Origin of the sequence: Pseudooceanicola atlanticus, assembly GCF_000768315.1 — a bacterium.
GTDB lineage: Bacteria > Pseudomonadota > Alphaproteobacteria > Rhodobacterales > Rhodobacteraceae > Pseudooceanicola > Pseudooceanicola atlanticus.
The window spans coordinates 403,239-424,191 of record NZ_AQQX01000002.1 but is presented as its reverse complement, the minus strand read 5'-3'; the positions used below and the strand labels follow the sequence as shown (position 1 = coordinate 424,191).

The window sequence follows — 20,953 nt, the reverse complement described above, 5'->3', positions numbered from 1 at the left end:
CGGGGCCGAGCAAAAGGGGATAGCGATGAACAAGGCGATTACCGAAGGCATCCAGTTCATGCCGACAGCGTTCGAGGACGGGCTGGGCGTCTGGTCGAGCCAGGACGGCACCGCGGGGTCGGATACCTATGACGGCGCGGCCAATGCGGCCTTTGTGCCGGCGGACCAGGATTTCGGGGGTTGCCTGGAGCTGCTCAAGACCAGTTCGACCCAGAAGCTGCGCTACATGGGGAAGACGCCGATCATTCCGGGCTGCTACCTGCGCGTCCGGGTGCGGATCAAGGCGGTGAGCGGCGCGCTGCCCGGCGTGCGGATCGCCGGTTGGGCGGGCAAGAACAGTGACAGCCACGTGGGCGGCCTGACCGAGGTCGCCGGGGCGACCACCCTGACAAGCTATGGCGAGGTCGTGGAGGTCGCGGCCATCGTCGGCACCGGCGACCGGCCGGGCGTCGACATGGTCTGGGGGAACGAGCCCGATTATGGCTATTTCGGCATCGACCTGACCGGGGCCAATGGCGGGGTCGTGCGGATCGACGATATCATCATCGAGGACGTCACCAGCATCTTCCTGCGCGACATGATGGCCTGGGTCGACGTGCGCGATTACGGGGCAAAGGGTGACGGGTCGACCAACGATGTGGCGGCCTTCGAGGCGGCGGATGATGCGGCGAACGGGCGGCTGGTGATGGTGCCCGCGGGGACCTACCTGCTGGGCGAGAGCCTGGTCTTGTCGAGCCGGGTCCGGTTCGAGGGCACGGTGACCATGGCGACGGACAAGATCCTGTCGCTGACCAAGGATTTCAACCTGCCCACCTATATCGACGCCTTCGGAAACGAGGAGTTGGCCTTCAAGAAGGCGTTCCAGGCGCTGTTGAACAACGCCGATCATGAATCGCTGGACCTGGGCGGGCGGCGGATCGGGGTGACCGCGCCCATCGACATGCAGGCGGCCGTGCCGAACAAGGGGTCCTATGCGACGCGGCGGCTGATCCGGAACGGCCAGTTCGAGTGTATCGCCGGGCCGGCCTGGGACACGGTGACGGTTACGGGGCAGGCGACCTATTCGACCTCGAACCCGCTGAAGCTGACCAACGTCAACAACATCGCCAATATCCCCGTCGGATCCCGGATCGAGGCGAACGGCGTGGGCCGCGAGATCTATGTCCGCGACAAGAATGTCGGTGCGGCCGAGATCACCCTGTCCCGCCCGCTCTACGATGCGGCAGGAACGCAGAATTACACGTTCAAGCGGTTCCAGCACATGCTGGATTTCAGCGGGTTCTCAAAGCTCGACAAGTTCGAGATGGCGGATATCGAGTTCCAGTGCTGGGGCGATTGTTCCGGCATCCTGCTGGCGCCCACCGGATCGATCTTTCACCTGCGCGACTGTTTCCTGACGCGGCCCAAGGACAAGGGGATCACCTCGCACGGGTCTGGCTGCCAGGGCATGATGCTGGACCGGTGCCAGTTCCTGTCGGATGAAAGCCAGAAACTGGGGCAGGATCGCGTGTCCGTCGGGTTCAACGCCAATGCGAACGACCTGAAGATCCGCGACAACCGCGCGATGCACATGCGGCATTTCGGTGTGGTGGCGGGCACCGGGTCGATGTTTGCAGGCAACCACTTCTTCCAGGGGGATTCATCGTCCAACGCGGTCCGCACGGCGGGACTGATCCTGACGGCCACGTCCTGCCGCACGACGATCACCGGCAACTACATCGACAATTGCCATATCGAATGGGCAAACGAACATGACCAGGCACCGGAATTCGCCTCCGAGCTGAGCTTCTCGGCTTTGAATATCAGCGACAACATCTTCCTGGCGAGCCATGTCGCGCCCTGGTTCACCTTCTTGACGGTGCGGCCACACGGGGCGGGGCATTTCATCAACGGGCTGTCGCTGACCGGAAACACGTTCCGGATCATCGCCGGGGCCATCGACCGGGTCGAGACGATCGATACGTCCTTCGCGGACATGGATTACAGCCGGATGAAGAACATCACCTTCTCGGACAACAGTTTCAACCAGGTGTCGACGGCGACGACGAACCCGCTGACGCTGGAGCATACGGAAAACTCTGAATCGCTGGTCTGGACCGTATCCTGCGCCCCGAAACTGCCGTTCGGGGGCTGGGCGCAGCAGGTGGAAAGCCTGATGGCCAGGAACGCGATCACGGCATCGAACAACGTGAAGCAGTTCTACATGCCCTATGTCACGACCGAACAGGGGTCCAACAGGGACGAGATCGACCTGCGCTGGCAGGGTGAGGTGAAGGGGACGGTGCTGATGCGGGTGCGGATGGATAATCCCATCTGACCAATCTGCCTGTGCGCCGCCGGGGGCCTAGACCCGTTCGGCGGGGTCGGGCAGGGCCAGGTCGGCGGGCGTCAGGTTGAACGCCTTGCCGAAGCCGCCGTTCAGGAAGGCGCGGGTGACGTCGAACCGGGCAAAGAAGAAATCCGCGAAGTCGATATAGAGTTTCGATTTGGGGCGCTGTGCGAGGTAATGATCGCGCAGCGCCTTGTGGTTTGCATCCTCGGTGTCATCGCCGTGACGGACAAAGCTGGCCTTCGCCTGGATGGTCAGGCGGGGATGGGTCAGCGGATCGCCGGTTTCGCCGGGTTCGCCCACCAGCAGGCTGCAATCGCGGCAAGCCTGAAGCGCGCGGGAGTGGGCCGACAGGGTCGAGATCAGCGTGACCGGGCGCCCATCCGGCGCGGTGGCCAGGGCGACACGGCTGACGCTGGGCGTGCCGGTTTCCGGGTCGATCACGCCGATGGCGCAGAACCGCGCCTCTTTCAGCAGGGACTGGGCGAGGGCGCGGGCCTCATCATCGGTGGGGCGAATGGGATCTGTCATGGCGCCTTTATGGCGTGCCGGGCCAGCGGTGCCAATGGGGGCTAGAACTGACGCCAGAGCCCCAGCTTGATCCGGGTCGATCCGCCCTCCTGCACGCCGCGGGACAGGCCGACATCCAGCCAGGTCTTCTTGGCGATCGGGATGGCGGCGTTCAGGCCCAGGCGCACCTCTGGCGGGTAGCGGGTGATCGTGTAGGTGATCGGCGGGCTCCACCAGAGCGGCCGCACGATGGAGATCGTCGGCGCGGGGTTCAGGTAAGTGGTGCCGGAGACCTGGGCATAGTATTTCGCGCCGTTCCTGGCGTTGATGCCCAGCGTGAGTTCGCCCTTGCCGACGATTTCAGCCTTGGTGGCTTCGGCAATGACGGCGCCGCTGGCCCAGCCGCTCATCCCCAGAAGGGTAATGTCGCGGCCGGCCGACAGGCCAAGCACCCCCGCGGCGTCGCCGGAGACATGGCCGGCCCCGGCGGTCAGCCCGACCAGCAGGTTCAGGCGGTCAAGTTCGAAACTGCGCGACAGGCGGGCGATGACCCGGTCGCCGCCGGAAAACGCCTTGCTGTATTCTAGGATCAGCGTGGTGCGCGGGGACAGGCCCATCTCATGATAATAGGAGGGCGAAACGCCACTGCCGCCGATGTCATAGGCCAGTGAGGCCGAGATGAAATGATTGCCCTTGCCGCGCGGCCATGGCCCGGCAAAAGCCGTTCCGGCGAGACAAATCCAGATGATCGCGGCTTTCCACATATCCCCTCGGGCCAATGGGTGGCGTGAGGGGATCATGCATCGATCTTGGTTAACCGAACCCTAATGGGGTCTGGCCCAGTTAACAAAAAACCCGCCGGGAGAGAGACCGACGGGCTTTGCTGGAGGGTGGGGCGTGGCCCCCGCGAGACGATCAGACAGCTTGCGGCAGCGTCTCGGTCGGTGTCGTATTCAGACGATAGCCTTGCGCGAAGGAGGTTACAATCACATCGTGGGTGGCCCCGGCGGCGGCGATCTTGGCGCGCAGGCGGCAGATGTAGACGTCGATGATCTTGGCGTCGGGTTCGTTGTCCCAGGCATAGAGCTGAAGCATGATCTCGTCCCGGGTGATAAGGGCTCCACCACGCAGGGCCATCGTCTCCATCAGTTCGTATTCAAGGCGGGTCAGGCGCAGTGGCATGTCGAGGCAGCGGACGGTCTGGCGGTCCAGGTCCAGGTAGAGATCCCCGATCCGCACTTCGGAGCTGGAATACCCGGCCGCCCGTCGCACCATGGCGCGCAGCCGGGACGGCAGGTCGGCGCAGCCCTCGCTGGGCCATTCGATGAAGTCGTCGGCGCCAAGTGCCATGGCGCGCAGTTTTTCCTCGCGTGTGACCTTGCGGGAGAACATCAGGATCGGGATATGCCGGTCCTGGGCGCGCAGGTGGCGAACCAGCGTCGCGTAATCCTCGTCCGGCAGGTCCGGGTCGATCAGGATCGCATCCTGCTGGGCGCTGGCGGCGAATTCGCGGATCTCGTGGGCATCTGCGGCTTCGGTCACGAAGAAGCCGGCGTCGCGCAGGGCGTGAGCCAGAATTGCCATGGTCCAGGTCGTGTCAGTCATCAGAATACGCATCGTGCCGTCACCCTTTTGCTGGGCGGTCCGGTCCTGTGAATGCGCCGCGATGCGGGCATCCCGGCCCACACCGTCGTTGTCTGTGAATGCGGGCCCCTCGGCGCCGCGGATGCCGTGTAGATACCTCAAGGCACCGCACCGCGCACCTCTCCGAAAGGATAATTCGGCTGGGTTTCCAGATGTTTGGTTAACGCCCGCTTGTCATCAGGCCCCACGCCGCCCATCTGGAAGGAAGCGACCGAGAAGGAGGATTTACGGTATGAAATGTCCGGTGGACGGCACGGAATTGTTGATGACGGAACGGCAGGGGGTCGAGATCGACTATTGCCCGCAATGCCGGGGCGTCTGGCTGGATCGTGGAGAGCTGGACAAGATCATCGAGCGCCAGGTCTCGGAAACCGCGCATACCCCGCCGCCGCGCCCTGTCCGCCCGCAAAGCTATGACGAACCGCGCCGCGAGGAGCGCCGGTATTACGATCACAAGGACAAGTATTACCGCAAGAAGAAGCGGAAATCGCTGCTGAGCGAGATCTTCGACTTCGATTAAGGGCTCGGCAGCGCCAGGTCCGGCACCCAGGTGAAGTCGAACCGCACTTTCGTGGGCATCCCGTTCAGTTCGTAATCCATGTCCATGCGGATACGGCGGTTTTCGTCCGGGGTGACCCAGAACATGTAGGTCATGCCCTTTTCGAAGACCTGGACGGGGCCAAGCTGCGCCTCGACCCGGGTGAGGGTCTGCCCGTCCATGTCATCGTCGCTACAGGTGGCGGTCAGGATGGCGTCGGCCTGTTCCTGCCGCCCTTGGGTGGATTGCTCCTGCATGGCAGCCGCGTCGCTTTGGTAAAGCAACCGCCAGCCCTCGACCTCGGGGGCATAGGCGCCGCCCTTGTAATGCAGCACGTCATGCATCCCCTTGGGTTCGATCGTTTCGGCCAGCATGTGCTGATCCTCGATCACGTGCTGCCGGGTGACTGTCGCCATGCCGCCCATCGTCCCCGCCGCATCGACGATATAGGGGCCGTGTTCGGTGGGCGGGGTGGCAATCAGGTGCCGGGCCAGGTCGGCGCAGTCATCGGCCAGAACGGGCGCGGCGCAGAGCGCGAGGATCGGGGTAAGGATGGGAAATGGGCGCATCAAACGGGCTTTCACAATGGGAAATGCCGGCAGAGTAGCACCCAATTCCGGTCTGTGAAGGTCCTAGCGCTGGTTGACGTATTGCGACCAGCTGAGGTCCGACCATGGCGCATTGACCGGGATCGGCCTTGTCGGGCGGCGATGCTGTGTCGTGGCAAGCGGGCGCTGCGGCATCAAAGGGCTGGCCGGGCGCGGAGGCGGAACGGGCGTGTCGCGCCGGTCGGGCGTGGCGCCGTCGGTCAGGGCGACGGGCCGCCCCTTGCGGTCATAGATCGTATCGCCGTCGACCGGGCCGAGCCAGGCGACAGAGGTCCTGGAAAAGAGGTTCCCGCTGGAGCGGAAAGCCACCCAGTTCATTTCGGGATCAAATATGTTGTCGCCGCGCAGCCAGGCCACGAGGCGACCGAAACGGTCAAATAAAGGGTCCATGGCGGCACTCTCTCCTTTCGTGAGCCAAGTGCGGCGAAGGTAACCCGGGAATGTGGCGGGATGCGGGATCGCGGCGGGCCGAGTTAGCCGTTAACTATATGTAATAGTTTCTGGATGCTGGCTGCTGCGCGGCAACGGTGAGGCATTGTTTCCGATCGGTGGCCGGGTGTGTTTCAGCCCTTTCCAGACCCGAAAGACACCCGCCAGTCGATGGTCTAGCGTTTTTTCCGCCGCTGCACGTTGCCGCCGCGCTGGCCGGGACGGCCGGCGGTGGAGCGGCCCTTGGATTTCGTCGCCTCGTCGGCGGCCTTCTGAACCGCCTGCTGGCGGGCCATGGGGTCGTCAGCAACGGCCAGGTCCACGGCCTCAAGCCGCTTGACCTCGTCCCGCAGGCGGGCGGCTTCTTCGAATTCCAGGTTCTCGGCGGCCTTGCGCATCTCGTCGCGCAGCCCGTCCAGATGGGCCTGAAGGTTGGCGCCATGTATCGGCTTTTCGACCTGGGCGGTGACGCGGTTCATGTCCACATCGCCCTGGTAGAGCCCGGCGAGGATGTCATCGACGTTCTTCTTGACCGTCTCGGGGGTGATCCCGTGCTCCTCGTTATAGGCCATCTGCTTTTCGCGGCGGCGGTCGGTTTCGGCCAGCGCGCGCTCCATCGACCCGGTAATCTTGTCGGCATACATGATCACCCGGCCCTCGGCGTTCCGTGCGGCGCGGCCGATGGTCTGGATCAGCGAGGTTTCGGAACGCAGGAAGCCCTCCTTGTCGGCATCGAGGATCGCCACCAGCCCGCATTCGGGGATATCGAGCCCCTCTCGCAGCAGGTTGATCCCGATCAGCACGTCGAAGGCGCCCAGCCGCAGGTCGCGCAGGATCTCGATCCGTTCGATCGTGTCGATGTCGGAATGCATGTAGCGGACCTTGATCCCCTGCTCGTGCATGTATTCCGTCAGATCCTCCGCCATCCGCTTGGTCAGCGTGGTGCAGAGCGTCCGGTACCCCGCCGCGGTGACCTTGCGGACCTCGTCCAGCAGGTCGTCCACCTGCATCTCCACCGGGCGGATCTCGATCTGCGGATCCAGCAGGCCGGTCGGGCGGATGACCTGTTCGGTGAAGACGCCGCCGGTCTGTTCCATCTCCCACCCGCCGGGGGTGGCGGAGACATAGATCGACTGGGGCCGCATCGCGTCCCATTCCTCGAACTTGAGCGGGCGGTTGTCCATGCAGGAGGGCAGGCGGAACCCGTGTTCGGCCAGGGTGAACTTGCGCCGGTAGTCGCCCCGGTACATGCCGCCGATCTGCGGGATCGAGACGTGGGATTCGTCCGCGAAAACAATGGCATTGTCGGGAATGAACTCGAACAGCGTGGGCGGCGGTTCGCCCGGCGCGCGCCCCGTCAGGTAGCGCGAATAGTTCTCGATCCCGTTGCAGACGCCCGTGGCCTCAAGCATCTCGAGGTCGAAATTGGTGCGCTGTTCCAGGCGTTGTGCCTCCAGCAGCTTGCCCTCGCCCACCAGCTGGTCGAGCCGGTGGCGCAGCTCTTTCTTGATGTTGATGATGGCCTGCTGCATCGTCGGCTTGGGCGTCACGTAGTGGGAATTCGCATAGACGCGAATCTGGTCGAACGTGTTGGTCTTCTGCCCCGTGAGCGGGTCGAATTCCTGAATGCCTTCCAGCTCTTCCCCGAAGAAGGACAGCCGCCAGGCGCGATCTTCGAGGTGGGCGGGCCATAGCTCCAGGCTGTCGCCGCGCACCCGGAAGGAGCCGCGCTGGAACGCGTGGTCGTTGCGCTTGTACTGCTGGGCGACGAGATCGGCGATGACCTGGCGCTGGTCATAGGTCTTGCCGGCCTTCAGCTCTTGCGTCATGGCGCCGTAGGTTTCGACCGACCCGATACCGTAGATGCAGGACACCGAGGCGACGATCACCACGTCGTCACGCTCCAGCAGCGCCCGGGTGGCCGAGTGGCGCATCCGGTCGATCTGTTCGTTGATCTGGCTTTCCTTCTCGATATACGTGTCCGACCGCGGCACGTAGGCCTCTGGCTGGTAGTAATCGTAGTAGCTGACGAAGTATTCGACCGCGTTGTCGGGGAAGAAGCCCTTGAATTCGCCGTAGAGTTGCGCTGCCAGCGTCTTGTTGGGGGCCAGGATGATGGCGGGGCGCTGCGTTTCCTCGATCACCTTGGCCATGGTGAAGGTCTTGCCGGTGCCGGTCGCGCCCAGAAGCACCTGGTCGCGTTCCCCGCCCAGGATGCCACCGCTGAGTTCCCTGATCGCCGTGGGCTGGTCGCCCGCCGGGTCAAAACTGGTGTTCATCGACAGGCGTTGGCCGCCCTCAAGCTTCATGCGCTGGCGCACCTCGTCCGCGGTCACGGTAGAGGGCATGCCTGAGATCGTTTCGCTCTGTTGGGTCATGTCTGGGCGTCCGTGTGTCGAAAGGAGTCGGAAGGGCGGGGCGATTGGTCCGCCACAACATGTGGCGCATGGGTGGGGGAGGCAAGGGCGGCGCCCCGCAACACCCCTATTCCCCCCGATCATGCGCGGTGGCGCGGGCATGGCAAGCCGGCCTCCTGACAGCCTGTTGTCAGGAGCCTCGTCCCGCGCCCTGAAAACCGCGCGCAAAACGAATCAAGTTTGCTGAATATGTGAGCAGCCCACAGGCGCGAAAGCGGGCGCGGGAAAGGCAAGGCCGGGTTTGTCGCGATTGACAGAAATTCATGTAATCCTTTGAACAGGCTGGCTCTTGCCGGGCAAACCTGACCGAGTGGAAAAATATAACTACCTTGTTCGAAAAGGTGTGTTGTGGAAGCATCAAAACTGGCGTCACAGGCCGGTTCGACCTTCGATCTGCTCCTTACCCACCCTTCGCTCCCGCGGATTGCCGGTCCCGGTCCTGTGACGTCCGCTTGCCTCTTGTCTGACAGGGTGCAATATCGGATAAGCACCCCGTCGAAGGAGAGCCACATGTCCGCACGTATCTACCGCCCCGCCCGCAACGCCATGCAGTCCGGCACGGCCAAGACACGCGATTGGGTGCTTGAATATGTTTCGGAAACCGCGCGCGAGGTCGATCCGCTGATGGGCTGGACGTCGAATGCCGACACCCAGGCCCAGGTGCGTCTGCGGTTCTCGACCAAGGAAGCCGCGCTGGAATACGCTGCCGATCACGGCATCGACGCAGTCGTGCAGGACCCGCATTCGCGCAAGGTCAACATCCGCAACGGCGGCTACGGCGACAACTTCGCCACCAACCGCCGCCAGGTCTGGACCCACTGAAGACCCGCCATCGCGCCGGGCAGCCCCGATCCGGGCCCCGGCCCATGGCTCATGTCTTGCCAAATCGCCTGCGATACAAGACAAGACCCACAGCGGTCCCTTAGCTCAACTGGATAGAGCAGCTGACTTCTAATCAGCAGGTTGAGGGTTCGAGTCCTTCAGGGATCGCCATCTTGCCACCGCTTTCCCCGGATTGTCTTTTGACGCCGCCCATGGTCCTCTGCCCGCATCGGCGGAGAGGAGAGCACGATGCCTCATGACCATCACGATCACGACGACGGCAGTCACCTGGACGACATGACCGCGCGGGTCATGGCACTGGAAAAGCTGTTGACGGACAAGGGCCTGGTCGATCCCGCTGCGCTGGATCGCATCCTCGATACCTACGAGACGCAGGTCGGCCCCCGCAACGGGGCCGAGGTCGTGGCCCGCGCCTGGACCGATCCCGATTTCGCCCGCTGGCTGGAGCAGGACGCCACGGCGGCGATCCATTCCATGGGCTTCGGCGGGCGGCAGGGCGAACACCTGACCGCGCTGTTCAACACGCCCGAACGGCACAACATGGTCGTGTGTACGCTGTGCTCCTGCTACCCGTGGTCGGTGCTGGGGCTGCCGCCGGTCTGGTACAAGTCGATGCCCTATCGATCCCGCGCCGTCAGTGAACCCCGTGCCGTGCTGGCCGAATTCGGGCTGACCCTGCCCGAGGGCACGGCGATCCGCGTCTGGGATTCCACCGCCGAGATGCGCTACCTCGTCATCCCGATGCGACCCGCCGGGACCGAGGGCTGGACCGCCGAAAAACTGGTCCCCCTCGTCACCCGCGACAGCATGATCGGCACCGGGCTGGCCCTTGTGCCTGACACGACGGGGCCTGATGCCGAAGGTCAGGCAGCATGAACGGGCCGCAGGATATCGGTGGGCGGCACGGCTTTGGCCCGGTCCGGCCCGAACCGGACGAGCCGCTGTTCCACGCCCCCTGGGAACGCCGCGCCATGGCGATGACCATTGCCGTTGGCGCGACCGGACAATGGACGATCGACGAAAGCCGCTTTGCCCGCGAGAACCGCGCGCCCGGCGCCTATTACGACATGAGCTATTACCAGCTCTGGGTCACCGCGCTGGCCGAGTTGATGCAGCACAAGGGGCTGGTCTCGGCCTCGGAACTGGAAAGCGGGCAGGCCGAGGGCAAGACCTCTGTCGCGCCGTTGACCGCCGACAGGGTCGATGCGGTGCTGGCCAGGGGCGGTCCGGTCGACCGCGATCCCGGTGCCAGCCAGCCGGCCTTTGCGCCCGGTGACAGCGTGCGCAGCCGCAACCTGCAGGGGCCGTCGCATATCCGCCTGCCCGGCTATGCCCGCGACAAGCAGGGCGTGATCGAGGCGGTGCATGGCTATCACGTCTTTCCCGACACCTCCGCCCAGGGGGACCGGGACACGGCGCATTGGCTCTATGCCGTGCGGTTCCCGGCGCGCGCCCTGTTCGGCCCGTCGGCCGGGGAAACCGACGAGGTCTGTGTCGATCTGTGGGAGCCCTATCTTGACCGCGCCTGACCTGGCGATCCCCGGCACCGAAGGGGCAGAGCCGCATTTCTTCGCGCCCTGGCAGGTCAAGGCCTTTGCCCTGACCGTCGCGCTGCACGAGGCGGGCCTGTTCGCCTGGACCGAATGGGCCGAGGCGCTGTCGGCCCGGATCGGCGGCGCCCCCCTGCCGCAGCGCGACACGCCTGAGGATCACGCGACGCGCTACTACCTCGACTGGCTGGGCGCGCTTGAGGATCTGCTGGCCGCCAAGGGCCTGGCCGAGGCCGACATGATCGGCGATATGGCCCTGACATGGCAGCGCGCGGCGCGGGCGACGCCGCATGGGACGCCGATCGTGTACGAGACGGGCCAGGAATAGCGCGGCACCGGGCTGCGCCCCATTTCCAAGAGCCGCCGGTTGACGTAGACTGGCAGGCGAAGAATGGCACCAGAACCGGGCCCGATCATGAGCAGTCTGTCACGCATCCTACCCGCGTTTGCCCTGGCCTTGGCCGTGGGGCTTGGCGCGCTGTTGCCGCGGCCCGCCGCTGCGCAGGACCTGTCGGCGCTGGCGCGCGTCGATCCGGCGGGCAGCCTCGTGTCGGATCGCAGCGGCGGGATCGACCTGACGCTGGCGCTGTCGCAGGGCGTGCCGTGGCGCGTCTTTTCACTGACGGAACCTGACCGGATCGTGATGGATTTCCGCGAAATCGACTGGTCGGGCCTGTCGCGGCTGGGGATGCTGAATTCCGATCTGGCCGCGGACCTGCGGTTCGGCACCTATCGTCCGGGCTGGTCCCGGCTGGTCTTGACGCTGACCGAACCGCTGGCCCTGTCCCGGGCGGGGATGGAGGTCGACCCGGCCACCGGCAGGGCGCGCCTGTCGGCCCGGTTCGAAAAGGTCTCGGCCGAGGTATTCGCCGCCCAGGCCGGCGCCCCGCGCGATCCTGACTGGGACCTGCCAGAAGATGGCCTGCCACGCCCCGCGCCGCGCGATGGCGATGCGCCGCTGACGGTGGTGATCGACCCGGGCCATGGCGGGATCGACCCGGGCGCGGTGCAGGGCGGGCTGACCGAAAAGGACCTGATGCTGCAACTGGCCCAGGCCGTACGCGAGACCCTGATCCGCGAAGGTGACACTCGGGTGATCCTGACCCGCAACGACGATGCCTTCGTGTCGCTGGAACGGCGGGTCGCCATCGCGCACGAGGTGGAGGCGGACCTCTTCATCTCGCTCCATGCGGATGTGCTGGCCTATGGGCGGGCGCACGGGGCGACGATCTACACCCTGTCCGACACCGCCACCGACGAGGCCTCGGCCAAGCTGGCAGAGCGTCACGACCGCGATGACCTGCTGTCCGGCGTGGACCTGACCGGCAAGGACGACGTGATCGCCGATGTGCTGATGGACCTCGCCCGGCTGGAGACGACCCCTCGGACCGAGGCGTTGGCAAAGGCGCTGAAACTGTCGATCGAGGCCTCGGGCGCACCGCTCAACTCGCACCCGATGCGGGCCGCGGATTTCTCGGTTCTGAAGGCGGCGGATATCCCGTCCGTGCTGATCGAGGTCGGGTTCCTGTCCTCGCAGCGCGACCGGAAAAACCTGTCCGACCCGGCTTTCATCGACCGCATGGCCCTGTCGATCCGCGACGCGATCCTGGCCTGGCAACAGGCCGATGCCGCGATGCGCCCGCTGATCCGCCAGTGACCGCCGTTGCCATGTAGCGCGCCTGCGGCGCACACGATTTGATTTTGCTCGGGCCGCAAGGGCCATGGAGGGCTCTGCCCTCCAAACCTCCCGGGATATTTGTCGGCCAGATGAATGAGGGCCAGATGAATAAGGGTGCTGGTCCCCTGCTTCATCTTGCCGGAAATACTCCGGGGTGAGGCCGCAGGCCGAGGGGCAGCGCCCCTGAACGGGCGCGAGGGGGGCAAAGGGCGCGACTTGGCGGCATCTCGCGCAATCTCAACACCATCGTGTTTTGACCAGCGCGCCCTGCCTGCTTATATGGGCCTTATCAGCCAGGGGACTCCATGCTCAGATTCGTCTTATCCTTTTTCGGGGCGATTTTCTCACTCGTCACGCTCGGCATCGCCGTCATCGCGCTGTCCATCGGTGCGGTGTTCTGGGTCTACGGGCGGGATCTGCCCAGCCATGAGAGCCTGGCACAGTACCAGCCGAAGACGATCAGCCGGATCTATTCCTCCGAAGGCAAGATTATCGACGAATTCGCTGTGGAGCGCCGGCTGTTCGCGCCCGCGGACGAGATCCCGGACCTGGTGAAAGAGGCCTTCATCTCGGCCGAAGACAAGAACTTCTACAGCCATGCGGGCTATGACACGCGCGGGATCGCCGCGGCCATCGTCGAAGCCGTGAAGTCGCGCGGCCAGAACGTGCGCGGTGCCTCGACCATCACGCAGCAGGTGATGAAGAACTTCCTGCTCTCCGGCGATCGCCGGGTGGAGCGGAAGATCAAGGAGATCATCCTCGCCGCCCGCCTGGAAGAGACATTGCCCAAGGAGAAGATCCTCGAACTGTACCTGAACGAGATCTTCCTGGGCCAGAACTCCTACGGGGTGGCCGCGGCCGCGCAGACCTATTTCAACAAGGCATTGTCGGAACTGGCCCCGCACGAGGCGGCCTTCCTCGCCTCCCTGCCCAAGGCCCCGTCGGATTATCATCCGGTCCGCCGCAAGGATCGCCTGATGCAGCGCCGGAACTTCGTGCTGAAGGAGATGATGGAGAACGGCTACCTGACCGAGGCCGCCTACCAGGCGGAGGTCGACCAGCCGCTGCGATCGGTTCAGAACGGCGATTTCGAGAGCTATCGCACCGAACGCCCCGACCGCGATTACTTCACCGACGAGATCCGGCGCCAGCTGTCGCGCGATTTCGGCGAGGGTGAATTCTTTACCGGCGGCTTCACGGTGCGGGCGACGATCGACCCGGAAATGCAGGTTCTGGCCGCCGAATCCCTGCGCATCCAGCTGGAGCAATATGACCGGGGCCGGGGCGAATGGCGCGGCACCGGCAAGACGATCGACCCGGCACAGCTCAAGACCGAGGAAAGCTGGCGCGCCGCGCTGGCCGATACCCGTGTCGCACGGGACATCGACCTTGAGTCGCCCTGGCATCCGGCGGTGGTGCTGGAGATCGAGGATCAGCAGTTGCGCCTGGGCATCGAAGGCGTGGAAGAGACCGAGGCGGAGCCCTTCGTCGTACCGCGCAAGGATATCGGCTGGCTGCGCGGCAACTTCTTCGACAATTTCGAGGTTGGCGACGTGGTGCATGTGCGCCGCATGGCCGAGGGCGACAACTTCATCCGCTGGTCGCTGCGCCAGGTGCCCGAGGTGCAGGGCGGCTTCATGGCGATGGACGTGAATACCGGCCGGGTGATCGCGATGCAGGGCGGGTTCTCGTACCAGAACTCCGTCTTCAACCGCGCGACACAGGCGCGTCGCCAGCCGGGGTCGAGCTTCAAGCCCTTCGTCTATGCCTCCGCGCTGGACAGTGGCTACACGCCGGCGACGATCATCATCGACGCCCCGATCGAGATCAACACGCCGCAGGGCATGTGGCGCCCGACCAACGCGTCGCACCAGTTCTATGGGCCGACCCCGCTGCGGACCGGCATCGAACGGTCGCGGAACCTGATGACGATCCGCCTGGCGCAGGAGGTCGGCATGGATGTCGTGGCCTCCTACGCGGAACGGTTCGGCGTCTACGACAACATGGGTCAGTACCTGGCCAACGCGCTCGGGTCCGAGGAAACGACGCTGTTCAAGATGGTGTCGGCCTACGCGATGTTCGCCAATGGCGGCGAACGGGTGGAGCCGACGCTGGTCGACCGGGTGCAGGACCGCTACGGCAAGACGATCTATCGCCATGACCGCCGCGACTGCGTCGATTGCGACGACCCGACGATCCCGCGTTCGCGGTCCCCGCGCATCGTGTCGGACCGGGCGCGCGTCATGGATGCGATCACCGCCTATCAGCTGACATCGATGCTTCAGGGTGTTGTGGAAAGAGGCACGGCGTCCAGTGCGGTGAACCTGCCGGTGCCGACCGCCGGCAAGACCGGCACGACCAACGACGCCAAGGACGTGTGGTTCATCGGCTTCACTTCGAACGTCGTGGCGGGCTGCTATATCGGTTATGACGATCCCGAGCCGCTGGGCCGGGGTGCGTCGGGCGGCGGGTTCTGCGGGCCGGTCTTCCAGCGCTTCATGTCCGAGGCGATCAAGAAATACGGCGGCGGCAAGTTCAAGATCCCGCCGGGTGGCCATTTCATCAAGATCGACCGTTTCACCGGGGCGCGCCTGGCCGACAATGCCTCCGGCCCGAATGTCGTGGCGGAATATTTCCGCGATGGCGAAGAGCCGATCTTCGGTGTCAGCTTCGACGGCGGTTTCGCCATGGGGTCGGACCTGCCGCTTTTCGAAGAGGTCGGCACCAGTTCTGCGCGCGAGGTCACGACCTCGACCGGGCGCAAGGCCACGGTGGGGCCGAAGGCGAGCTTCGGCACGCTCAGTTCCGGCGGTCTTTACTGACATCCAAAGACAAGGGCGGGCACAGACAAAGGCGGGGGGCGGATCACGCTCCCTTGCCCGTCCTTCCCCTTCGCGGTATCACGCGGCACTTACAGCAGGAGCCGAGCCACCATGCGCGCCGAGACCCAGAACATTGTCTCTGACATCGAGAATTCGCTGGAATTGTTGCGCCAGCGGATGGACTGGGAGACCGCGAAGCACCGGCTGGAGGAATTCAACGCGCGGGTCGAGGACCCGAACCTCTGGGACGATCCGGAAAAGGCGCAGGCGCTGATGCGCGATCGCCAGGCCCTGGTCGATGCGATCGACACCCATGACGGCATCCAGCAGGAGCTGTCGGACAATGTCGAGCTGATCGAACTGGGCGAGATGGAGGACGACGCGGAGGTCGTGTCCGAGGCCGAGGCCGCGCTGAAGACGCTCAAGGCGCGCGCCGCCGAGAAGGAGCTGGAGGCGCTTCTGAACGGCGAGGCCGACAGCAACGATACCTTCCTCGAGATCAATTCCGGCGCCGGCGGCACGGAAAGCTGCGACTGGGCCTCGATGCTGGCGCGGATGTATGTCCGCTGGGCCGAAAAGAAGGGCTACAAGGTCGAGCTTCAGTCCGAAAGCGCGGGCGAAGAGGCGGGGATCAAGTCCGCCACCTACAAGATTTCCGGGCACAATGCCTATGGCTGGCTGAAATCGGAATCGGGCGTGCATCGCCTGGTGCGGATCAGCCCCTATGACAGTTCGGCCCGGCGCCATACCTCGTTCAGCTCGGTCTGGGTCTACCCTGTGGTCGACGACAATATCGAGATCGAGGTGAACCCCGCCGATATCCGCATCGACACCTACCGGTCCTCGGGGGCGGGCGGTCAGCACGTGAATACGACCGACTCGGCCGTGCGGATCACCCACCATCCCACCGGCATCGTCGTGACCTCGTCCGAGAAGTCGCAGCACCAGAACCGCGACATCGCCATGAAGGCGCTGAAATCGCGGCTCTACCAGATGGAGCTGGATCGCCGGAACGCGGCGATCAACGAGGCGCACGAGAACAAGGGCGATGCGGGCTGGGGCAACCAGATCCGGTCCTACGTGCTGCAGCCCTACCAGATGGTGAAGGACCTGCGCACGGCCTACGAGACCTCGGACACGCAGGGCGTGCTGGACGGTGACCTGGACGGGCTGATGGCGGCAACGCTGGCCATGAACGTGTCCGGCAAGACCCGGGCGGAGGCGACGGCGGAGGATTGATCCCGCCGCATTCTGCCTGCGCCCACGTCTGCGGTGTTGCGCGGGCGGTGGCGTTGCGTCGTGAGTATTTTTGGCAAGATGAAGCAGGGGAGGGGTCTTTTGGCCCCGGCCGTCGCGTGTCAGATTGACCGGGTGAACCGGAGAGACCCGCGATGACCGACCTGCCAGATGCCACCCCGCCAGGGATGACCGAGATCGCCAGCGCCGCGCTGCGCGTCCGCGTGGCCGATCTGGGGGCCGAGATGCAGAGCCTGACCGACGCTGACGGGCGCGAATTCCTGTGGGACGGGCAGGAGGCGTGGTGGTCGGGCCGGGCGCCGATCCTCTTTCCCATCGTCGGACGCGCGCCGGAGGACGTGATCAGCGTCGGCGGCGCGCAGGCCGAGATGAAGCAGCATGGTTTCGCCCGCCGCGCGGTCTTTGACCTGGTGGAGGCGACCGCGCAGCGGGTCGTGCATCGCCTGACCGACAGCGCGGAGACGCGGGCCGTCTACCCCCGTGCCTTCGCCCTGACCGTGACCCATGAAGTGACGGAGGCAACGCTGCATGTCAGCGCGCAGGTGGCCAATACCGGCGATCTGGATCTGCCCTTCGGCTTTGGGTTCCATCCGGCCTTTCGCTGGCCCCTGCCGGGGGCCGGGGGGGCGCATCGGCTGATCCTCGACAATGGGGGCGAGCCGGCGCTGGCGCGGCTGAGAGATGGTTTGTTGCAGGAGGCGCGGATGCCCTCGCCCTTCCGGCTTGGGCAGCTGTGGCTTGATCCGGCGCTGTTCGAGGCGGATGCGATGATCTTTCCGGAAGGGGCAGGCGCGGGGCTGACCTACCGGGCCGAGACCGGGCCGGCGCTGCGCTTTGCCTTCGACAACGCACCGTTCCTGGGTATCTGGCAGAAGCCCGGCGCGCCGTTCATCTGCATCGAGCCCTGGCACGGCATGGCCGCGCGGCAGGGCGCGGGGCCCGAGATCGAGGCGCGGCCCGGCACCGTCACCCTGGCCCCCGGCGACAGCGCCCGGTTCGGCTATTCGGTCACCATTGCCTGATCAGCCGTCGATACGGGCTGCCGCGATGGCGATGGCCTGCTGGTAGACGGTCGCGGCGTTCCAGTCGTTCAGCACCCGGAAATTGCGCGTCCCCTCGGCATAGGGTTGGCCGGGGCGCCACCCCTTCTGGCGCAGGAAATTCGCGGTGGAGGCCATGGCATCGGACAGACCGTAGAGGTTCACCCGCCCGTCACCATCGCCGTCGCGGCCGTATTCCAGCACGTTGCCGGCCAGGAATTGCGTGTGTCCGATCTCGCCATGGGCGGCCCCGATCGCGCCGGGATCCAGCCAGCCGCGATCCACCAGCTTGAGCGCCGCGATCAGGTGGCCCGAGAAGAAATCCGACCGGCGGCAATCATAGGCCACCGTCGCGTTGGAGCTGAGCACATGGTATTTCCCGAAGGTCGAGCCAAAGCCGCTTTCCATCCCGTGGATCGCCAGCAGGATGCCCGACGGCACGCCGTAGATGCGTTCGAGAGAGGCGTAGAATTGCGGGTTCGCCGCCTTTTTCTGCCGGCCGATCCGGACGATGGCATCGACGCCGCGGATGCGCATGAAATCGGGCAGCGAATAGCGCACGCCGGTCTGGCGCCGGTCCGCCGCGATGGTGCCGTTGGAATAGCGCACCCCGGCCAGGGCCTGCAGGCCACGCTGGCCGACACCGGCGCGCTGCGCCTCGGCGGCAAAGGCGGATTTCCAGGCTTCGAACCCCGAAGAGGTGTTGCCGCAGGGCGCGGCCAGGGCGGGAAGGCTCAGGACAGGAAGGGGCAGGGCGAGGGCCAGAAGGCTGGCCCGGATCAGACGCAACATTGCGGGGTCTCCGACAGGAACAGGCTGGTGCAAACCTAGTTCATCCCGGGCGATCAGGCCACTTTATTGGACCCATGCCGCGCGGGCGGCGCGATTCCGCGCTGTCAGCCGGGCAGGGTCACCACGATGGCGCCGCGATCGGTGGCCACGACCGTGTGTTCGAACTGCACGACCGGGGCCGCCGGGTCGCTGTAGAGCGTCCAGCCGTCATCGCCTTCTTCCGCCCAGAGCCCGCCGCGGGACAGGAACGGCTCCACGGTCAGGACCAGCCCCTTGTCGATGCGGCGCTTGTCCTGCGAGGGCCATGTGGGGATCTCCTCGGGGTATTCGTGCAGGCTGTGCCCGACACCGTGGCTGGCCAGGTTGCGGATCAGCGTATAGCCCCGCGCCTCGGCAAAGCGGCCGATGGCCTGGCCGATCCCGGCCAGCGGCTTGCCGGCACCGACCCGGGCGATCCCGATCTCCATCGCGCGCTTGCCGTCGCGGCGCAGCTTTTCCTGCGAGGGGCGCAGGCGGCCAAGGCGGTAGGTCGCACCGGTATCGGCGAAATACCCGTTCTTGGAGGCCGAGACGTCGATATTGACCATGTCGCCCTCGGCCAGGATGCGGTCGCCGGGGATGCCGTGGGCGATTTCCTCGTTCACGCTGATGCAAGTCGCACCGGGGAAATCATAGGTGGCCTGCGGGGCTGACAGCGCACCGGCGGCGGCCAGGTGGTCGGCGCCGATCCGGTCCAGCTCTGCCGTGGTCATGCCGGGCTCCATCGCGCGGGCCATGGCCCGCATCGTGTTGGCCACGATGCGCCCGATATCCTTCAGCCCGTCCAGCTGGTCCTGTTGCGTGATCGTCATCGTCTGCCCCTTCGTGATGATCGGACCTGTCTAATCGTTGCGGGCGCGGTTGTCGCCCCCGGCCCGACATGTCGGGCCAAGATTGGCCGATGCGCCCGGCGCGGGGCCGGTTTATGGTGCCCGCGCAAAGGAGACGCCCATGACCCTCATCGATATCGACGCCACCACGCTGAGCGCTCAGATCGCCAGCGGCACCACCACGGCGGAGGAGGCGATGCGCGCCTGCCTCGACCGGATCGAAGAGGTCAACGGCCAGGTCAATGCCATCGTCGCCCTGCGCGACGCGGATGACCTGATGGCCGAGGCCCGCGCCGCCGATGCCGCGCCCCGCAAGGGCTGGCTTCACGGGATCCCGGTGACGGTCAAAGACCTGGCGAATGCGGCGGGGCTGCCGACTTCGATGGGGTCCCCGGCCGTTGCGGGCTTCGTGCCGCGCCAGGACGACCTGTTCGTCAGCCGGATGCGGGCGGCGGGCGCGATCTTCATCGGCAAGACCAACACGCCGGAATTCGGGCTGGGCAGTCACACGGTGAACCCGGTCCATGGCCCGACGCGCAACCCCTATGACGCGACGCGCAGTGCCGGCGGGTCCTCGGGCGGGGCGGCGGCGGCGCTGGCTGCGGGGATGCAATGGGTCTGCGACGGGTCGGACATGATGGGATCGTTGCGCAACCCGGCGGGGTGGAACAATGTCTACGGCTTCCGTCCGTCCTGGGGCCGCGTGCCGGGCGAACCGGCGGGCGATGTCTACCTGCATCCGCTGTCGACCTCGGGCCCGATGGGGCGCAGCCCGTCCGATCTGGCACATCTGCTGGACATCCTGTCCGGCCCCGATCCGCGCCTGCCGCTCTCGACCCCGGCCCCCGCTCTGGCCGGCAGCCTCGAGACCGACCTGACGGGGCGCAAGCTGGGCTGGCTGGGCGATTGGGGCGGTGCCTGGCCGATGGAGGACGGCGTGATCGCTCATTGCGAAACCGCGCTGCGCGGCTTCGAGGACATGGGGTGCGAGGTCATCCCCCTCGATCCGCCTTTCCCGGCGGAAGAGCTGTGGGAGGCGTGGATCACCCTGCGCTCCTTCGCCGTGGCCGCACGGGTCGGGCCGCTCTACGACGATCCGGCAAAGCGCGCATTGCTGCGTGACGACGCGATTTGGGAGGTCGAGCGCGGCCGCGCCTTCACCGCGCCGGAGATCCAGCGCGCCAGCACGATCCGGTCGCGCTGGTTCCAGGCCAGCGTCGCCATGTTCGGCAAGGTGGATGCAGTGCTCAGCCCCACGGCGCAATGCTGGCCCTTCCCGGTGGACCAGGCGCATCCGACGCAGATCGCCGGGCAGCAGATGGATACCTATCACCGCTGGATGGAATGCGTGATCCCCGCCTCGTTGATCGGTCTGCCCTCGGCCGGGGTGCCGGCGGGGCTGGGACCTGATGGGCTGCCCATGGGGGTGCAGATCACCGGGCCGCTGCATGGCGATCTGGGCGTGCTGCAACTGGCCCAGGGCTGGCATCACGCGACCGACTGGCCCTCCCGTGCCCCCGCCCTGCGCGGGACGTCCTGACGGCCGCAACGACGGCAACAGCAACGGCACCAAAAGATGTGCCGGGGATAAACTTGATCGGCGCGGGCTTTTGCGGCTCTTCTTCCT

19 protein-coding genes and 1 tRNA gene are annotated in these 20,953 nt (G+C 65.7%); 12 read left to right on the top strand and 8 right to left on the bottom strand.

Annotation, left to right across the window (positions count from 1 at the left end; all coding sequences use genetic code 11):
* Window positions 1-25 precede the first annotated feature (25 nt).
* A complete protein-coding gene (locus ATO9_RS06185) occupies window positions 26-2,317 on the top strand; it encodes a glycosyl hydrolase family 28-related protein (protein ID WP_043746802.1) in 2,292 nt (763 codons plus the stop codon).
* A 27-nt stretch (window positions 2,318-2,344) separates the two neighbouring features.
* Here ATO9_RS06185 and ATO9_RS06180 read toward each other — a convergent pair whose 3' ends face one another.
* The 3 genes from ATO9_RS06180 to ATO9_RS06170 form a co-directional block, all read right to left on the bottom strand.
* Window positions 2,345-2,860 (bottom strand): HugZ family pyridoxamine 5'-phosphate oxidase, encoded by a 516-nt coding sequence (locus ATO9_RS06180; RefSeq protein ID WP_043746798.1) that lies wholly within the window; start codon window positions 2,858-2,860, stop codon window positions 2,345-2,347.
* 41 nt (window positions 2,861-2,901) lie between these two features.
* Complete coding sequence (locus ATO9_RS06175) at window positions 2,902-3,639, bottom strand: hypothetical protein (RefSeq protein ID WP_156127805.1); 738 nt, start codon at window positions 3,637-3,639, stop codon at window positions 2,902-2,904.
* A gap of 115 nt (window positions 3,640-3,754) precedes the next feature.
* Window positions 3,755-4,456 (bottom strand): response regulator transcription factor, encoded by a 702-nt coding sequence (locus ATO9_RS06170; protein WP_156127804.1) that lies wholly within the window; start codon window positions 4,454-4,456, stop codon window positions 3,755-3,757.
* A gap of 259 nt (window positions 4,457-4,715) precedes the next feature.
* On the opposite strand from ATO9_RS06170, the gene ATO9_RS06165 reads away from it, so the two are divergent.
* On the top strand, window positions 4,716-5,003 hold the full coding sequence (locus tag ATO9_RS06165) for a TFIIB-type zinc ribbon-containing protein (protein ID WP_043746792.1): 288 nt from the start codon (window positions 4,716-4,718) through the stop codon (window positions 5,001-5,003).
* Here the strand turns inward: ATO9_RS06165 and ATO9_RS06160 are convergent.
* From ATO9_RS06160 to uvrB, 3 genes are all read right to left on the bottom strand, one after another.
* Complete coding sequence (locus ATO9_RS06160) at window positions 5,000-5,590, bottom strand: hypothetical protein (RefSeq protein WP_043746790.1); 591 nt, start codon at window positions 5,588-5,590, stop codon at window positions 5,000-5,002. The genes ATO9_RS06165 and ATO9_RS06160 overlap by 4 nt on opposite strands.
* A gap of 63 nt (window positions 5,591-5,653) precedes the next feature.
* Window positions 5,654-6,019, bottom strand: a complete 366-nt coding sequence (locus ATO9_RS06155) for a 4-fold beta flower protein (RefSeq protein WP_043746786.1) — start codon at window positions 6,017-6,019, stop codon at window positions 5,654-5,656.
* 215 nt (window positions 6,020-6,234) lie between these two features.
* Entirely contained in the window at window positions 6,235-8,406 is a 2,172-nt protein-coding gene (gene uvrB, locus ATO9_RS06150) for an excinuclease ABC subunit UvrB (RefSeq protein WP_043747390.1), read from the bottom strand.
* A 579-nt stretch (window positions 8,407-8,985) separates the two neighbouring features.
* Between uvrB and ATO9_RS06145 the strand changes: the two genes are divergently transcribed.
* The 9 genes from ATO9_RS06145 to ATO9_RS06105 all read left to right on the top strand — a co-directional run bounded on the left by ATO9_RS06145 (window position 8,986) and on the right by ATO9_RS06105 (window position 17,647).
* A complete protein-coding gene (locus ATO9_RS06145; RefSeq protein ID WP_043746781.1) occupies window positions 8,986-9,297 on the top strand; it encodes an ETC complex I subunit in 312 nt (103 codons plus the stop codon).
* Window positions 9,298-9,391: 94 nt separating this feature from the next.
* A tRNA-Arg gene (locus tag ATO9_RS06140) sits at window positions 9,392-9,468 on the top strand.
* A gap of 78 nt (window positions 9,469-9,546) precedes the next feature.
* Window positions 9,547-10,194 (top strand): nitrile hydratase subunit alpha, encoded by a 648-nt coding sequence (gene nthA, locus ATO9_RS06135; protein WP_043746778.1) that lies wholly within the window; start codon window positions 9,547-9,549, stop codon window positions 10,192-10,194.
* Window positions 10,191-10,847, top strand: a complete 657-nt coding sequence (gene nthB / locus ATO9_RS06130; RefSeq protein ID WP_043746774.1) for a nitrile hydratase subunit beta — start codon at window positions 10,191-10,193, stop codon at window positions 10,845-10,847. The genes nthA and nthB overlap by 4 nt, the downstream gene beginning before the upstream one ends.
* On the top strand, window positions 10,834-11,196 hold the full coding sequence (locus ATO9_RS06125; RefSeq protein WP_052418139.1) for a nitrile hydratase accessory protein: 363 nt from the start codon (window positions 10,834-10,836) through the stop codon (window positions 11,194-11,196). The genes nthB and ATO9_RS06125 overlap by 14 nt, the downstream gene beginning before the upstream one ends.
* An 87-nt stretch (window positions 11,197-11,283) precedes the next feature.
* Window positions 11,284-12,525, top strand: a complete 1,242-nt coding sequence (locus ATO9_RS06120; protein WP_202902112.1) for an N-acetylmuramoyl-L-alanine amidase — start codon at window positions 11,284-11,286, stop codon at window positions 12,523-12,525.
* Window positions 12,526-12,851: 326 nt separating this feature from the next.
* On the top strand, window positions 12,852-15,368 hold the full coding sequence (locus tag ATO9_RS06115; protein ID WP_043746768.1) for a penicillin-binding protein 1A: 2,517 nt from the start codon (window positions 12,852-12,854) through the stop codon (window positions 15,366-15,368).
* Between the two features lie 111 nt (window positions 15,369-15,479).
* A complete protein-coding gene (prfB, locus tag ATO9_RS06110) occupies window positions 15,480-16,607 on the top strand; it encodes a peptide chain release factor 2 (RefSeq protein WP_043746765.1) in 1,128 nt (375 codons plus the stop codon).
* A gap of 152 nt (window positions 16,608-16,759) precedes the next feature.
* Window positions 16,760-17,647 carry an aldose 1-epimerase family protein gene (locus ATO9_RS06105; RefSeq protein ID WP_238318672.1) on the top strand — a complete coding sequence of 296 codons (888 nt, stop codon included), beginning with the start codon at window positions 16,760-16,762 and terminating at the stop codon, window positions 17,645-17,647.
* Here the strand turns inward: ATO9_RS06105 and ATO9_RS06100 are convergent, their stop codons facing one another.
* Entirely contained in the window at window positions 17,648-18,457 is an 810-nt protein-coding gene (locus tag ATO9_RS06100) for a lytic murein transglycosylase (protein WP_043746760.1), read from the bottom strand.
* 104 nt (window positions 18,458-18,561) lie between these two features.
* Entirely contained in the window at window positions 18,562-19,308 is a 747-nt protein-coding gene (gene map, locus ATO9_RS06095; RefSeq protein WP_043746757.1) for a type I methionyl aminopeptidase, read from the bottom strand.
* Between the two features lie 139 nt (window positions 19,309-19,447).
* Between map and ATO9_RS06090 the strand changes: the two genes are divergently transcribed.
* Window positions 19,448-20,866 carry an amidase gene (locus ATO9_RS06090; RefSeq protein WP_043746754.1) on the top strand — a complete coding sequence of 473 codons (1,419 nt, stop codon included), beginning with the start codon at window positions 19,448-19,450 and terminating at the stop codon, window positions 20,864-20,866.
* Window positions 20,867-20,953: the final 87 nt, after the last annotated feature.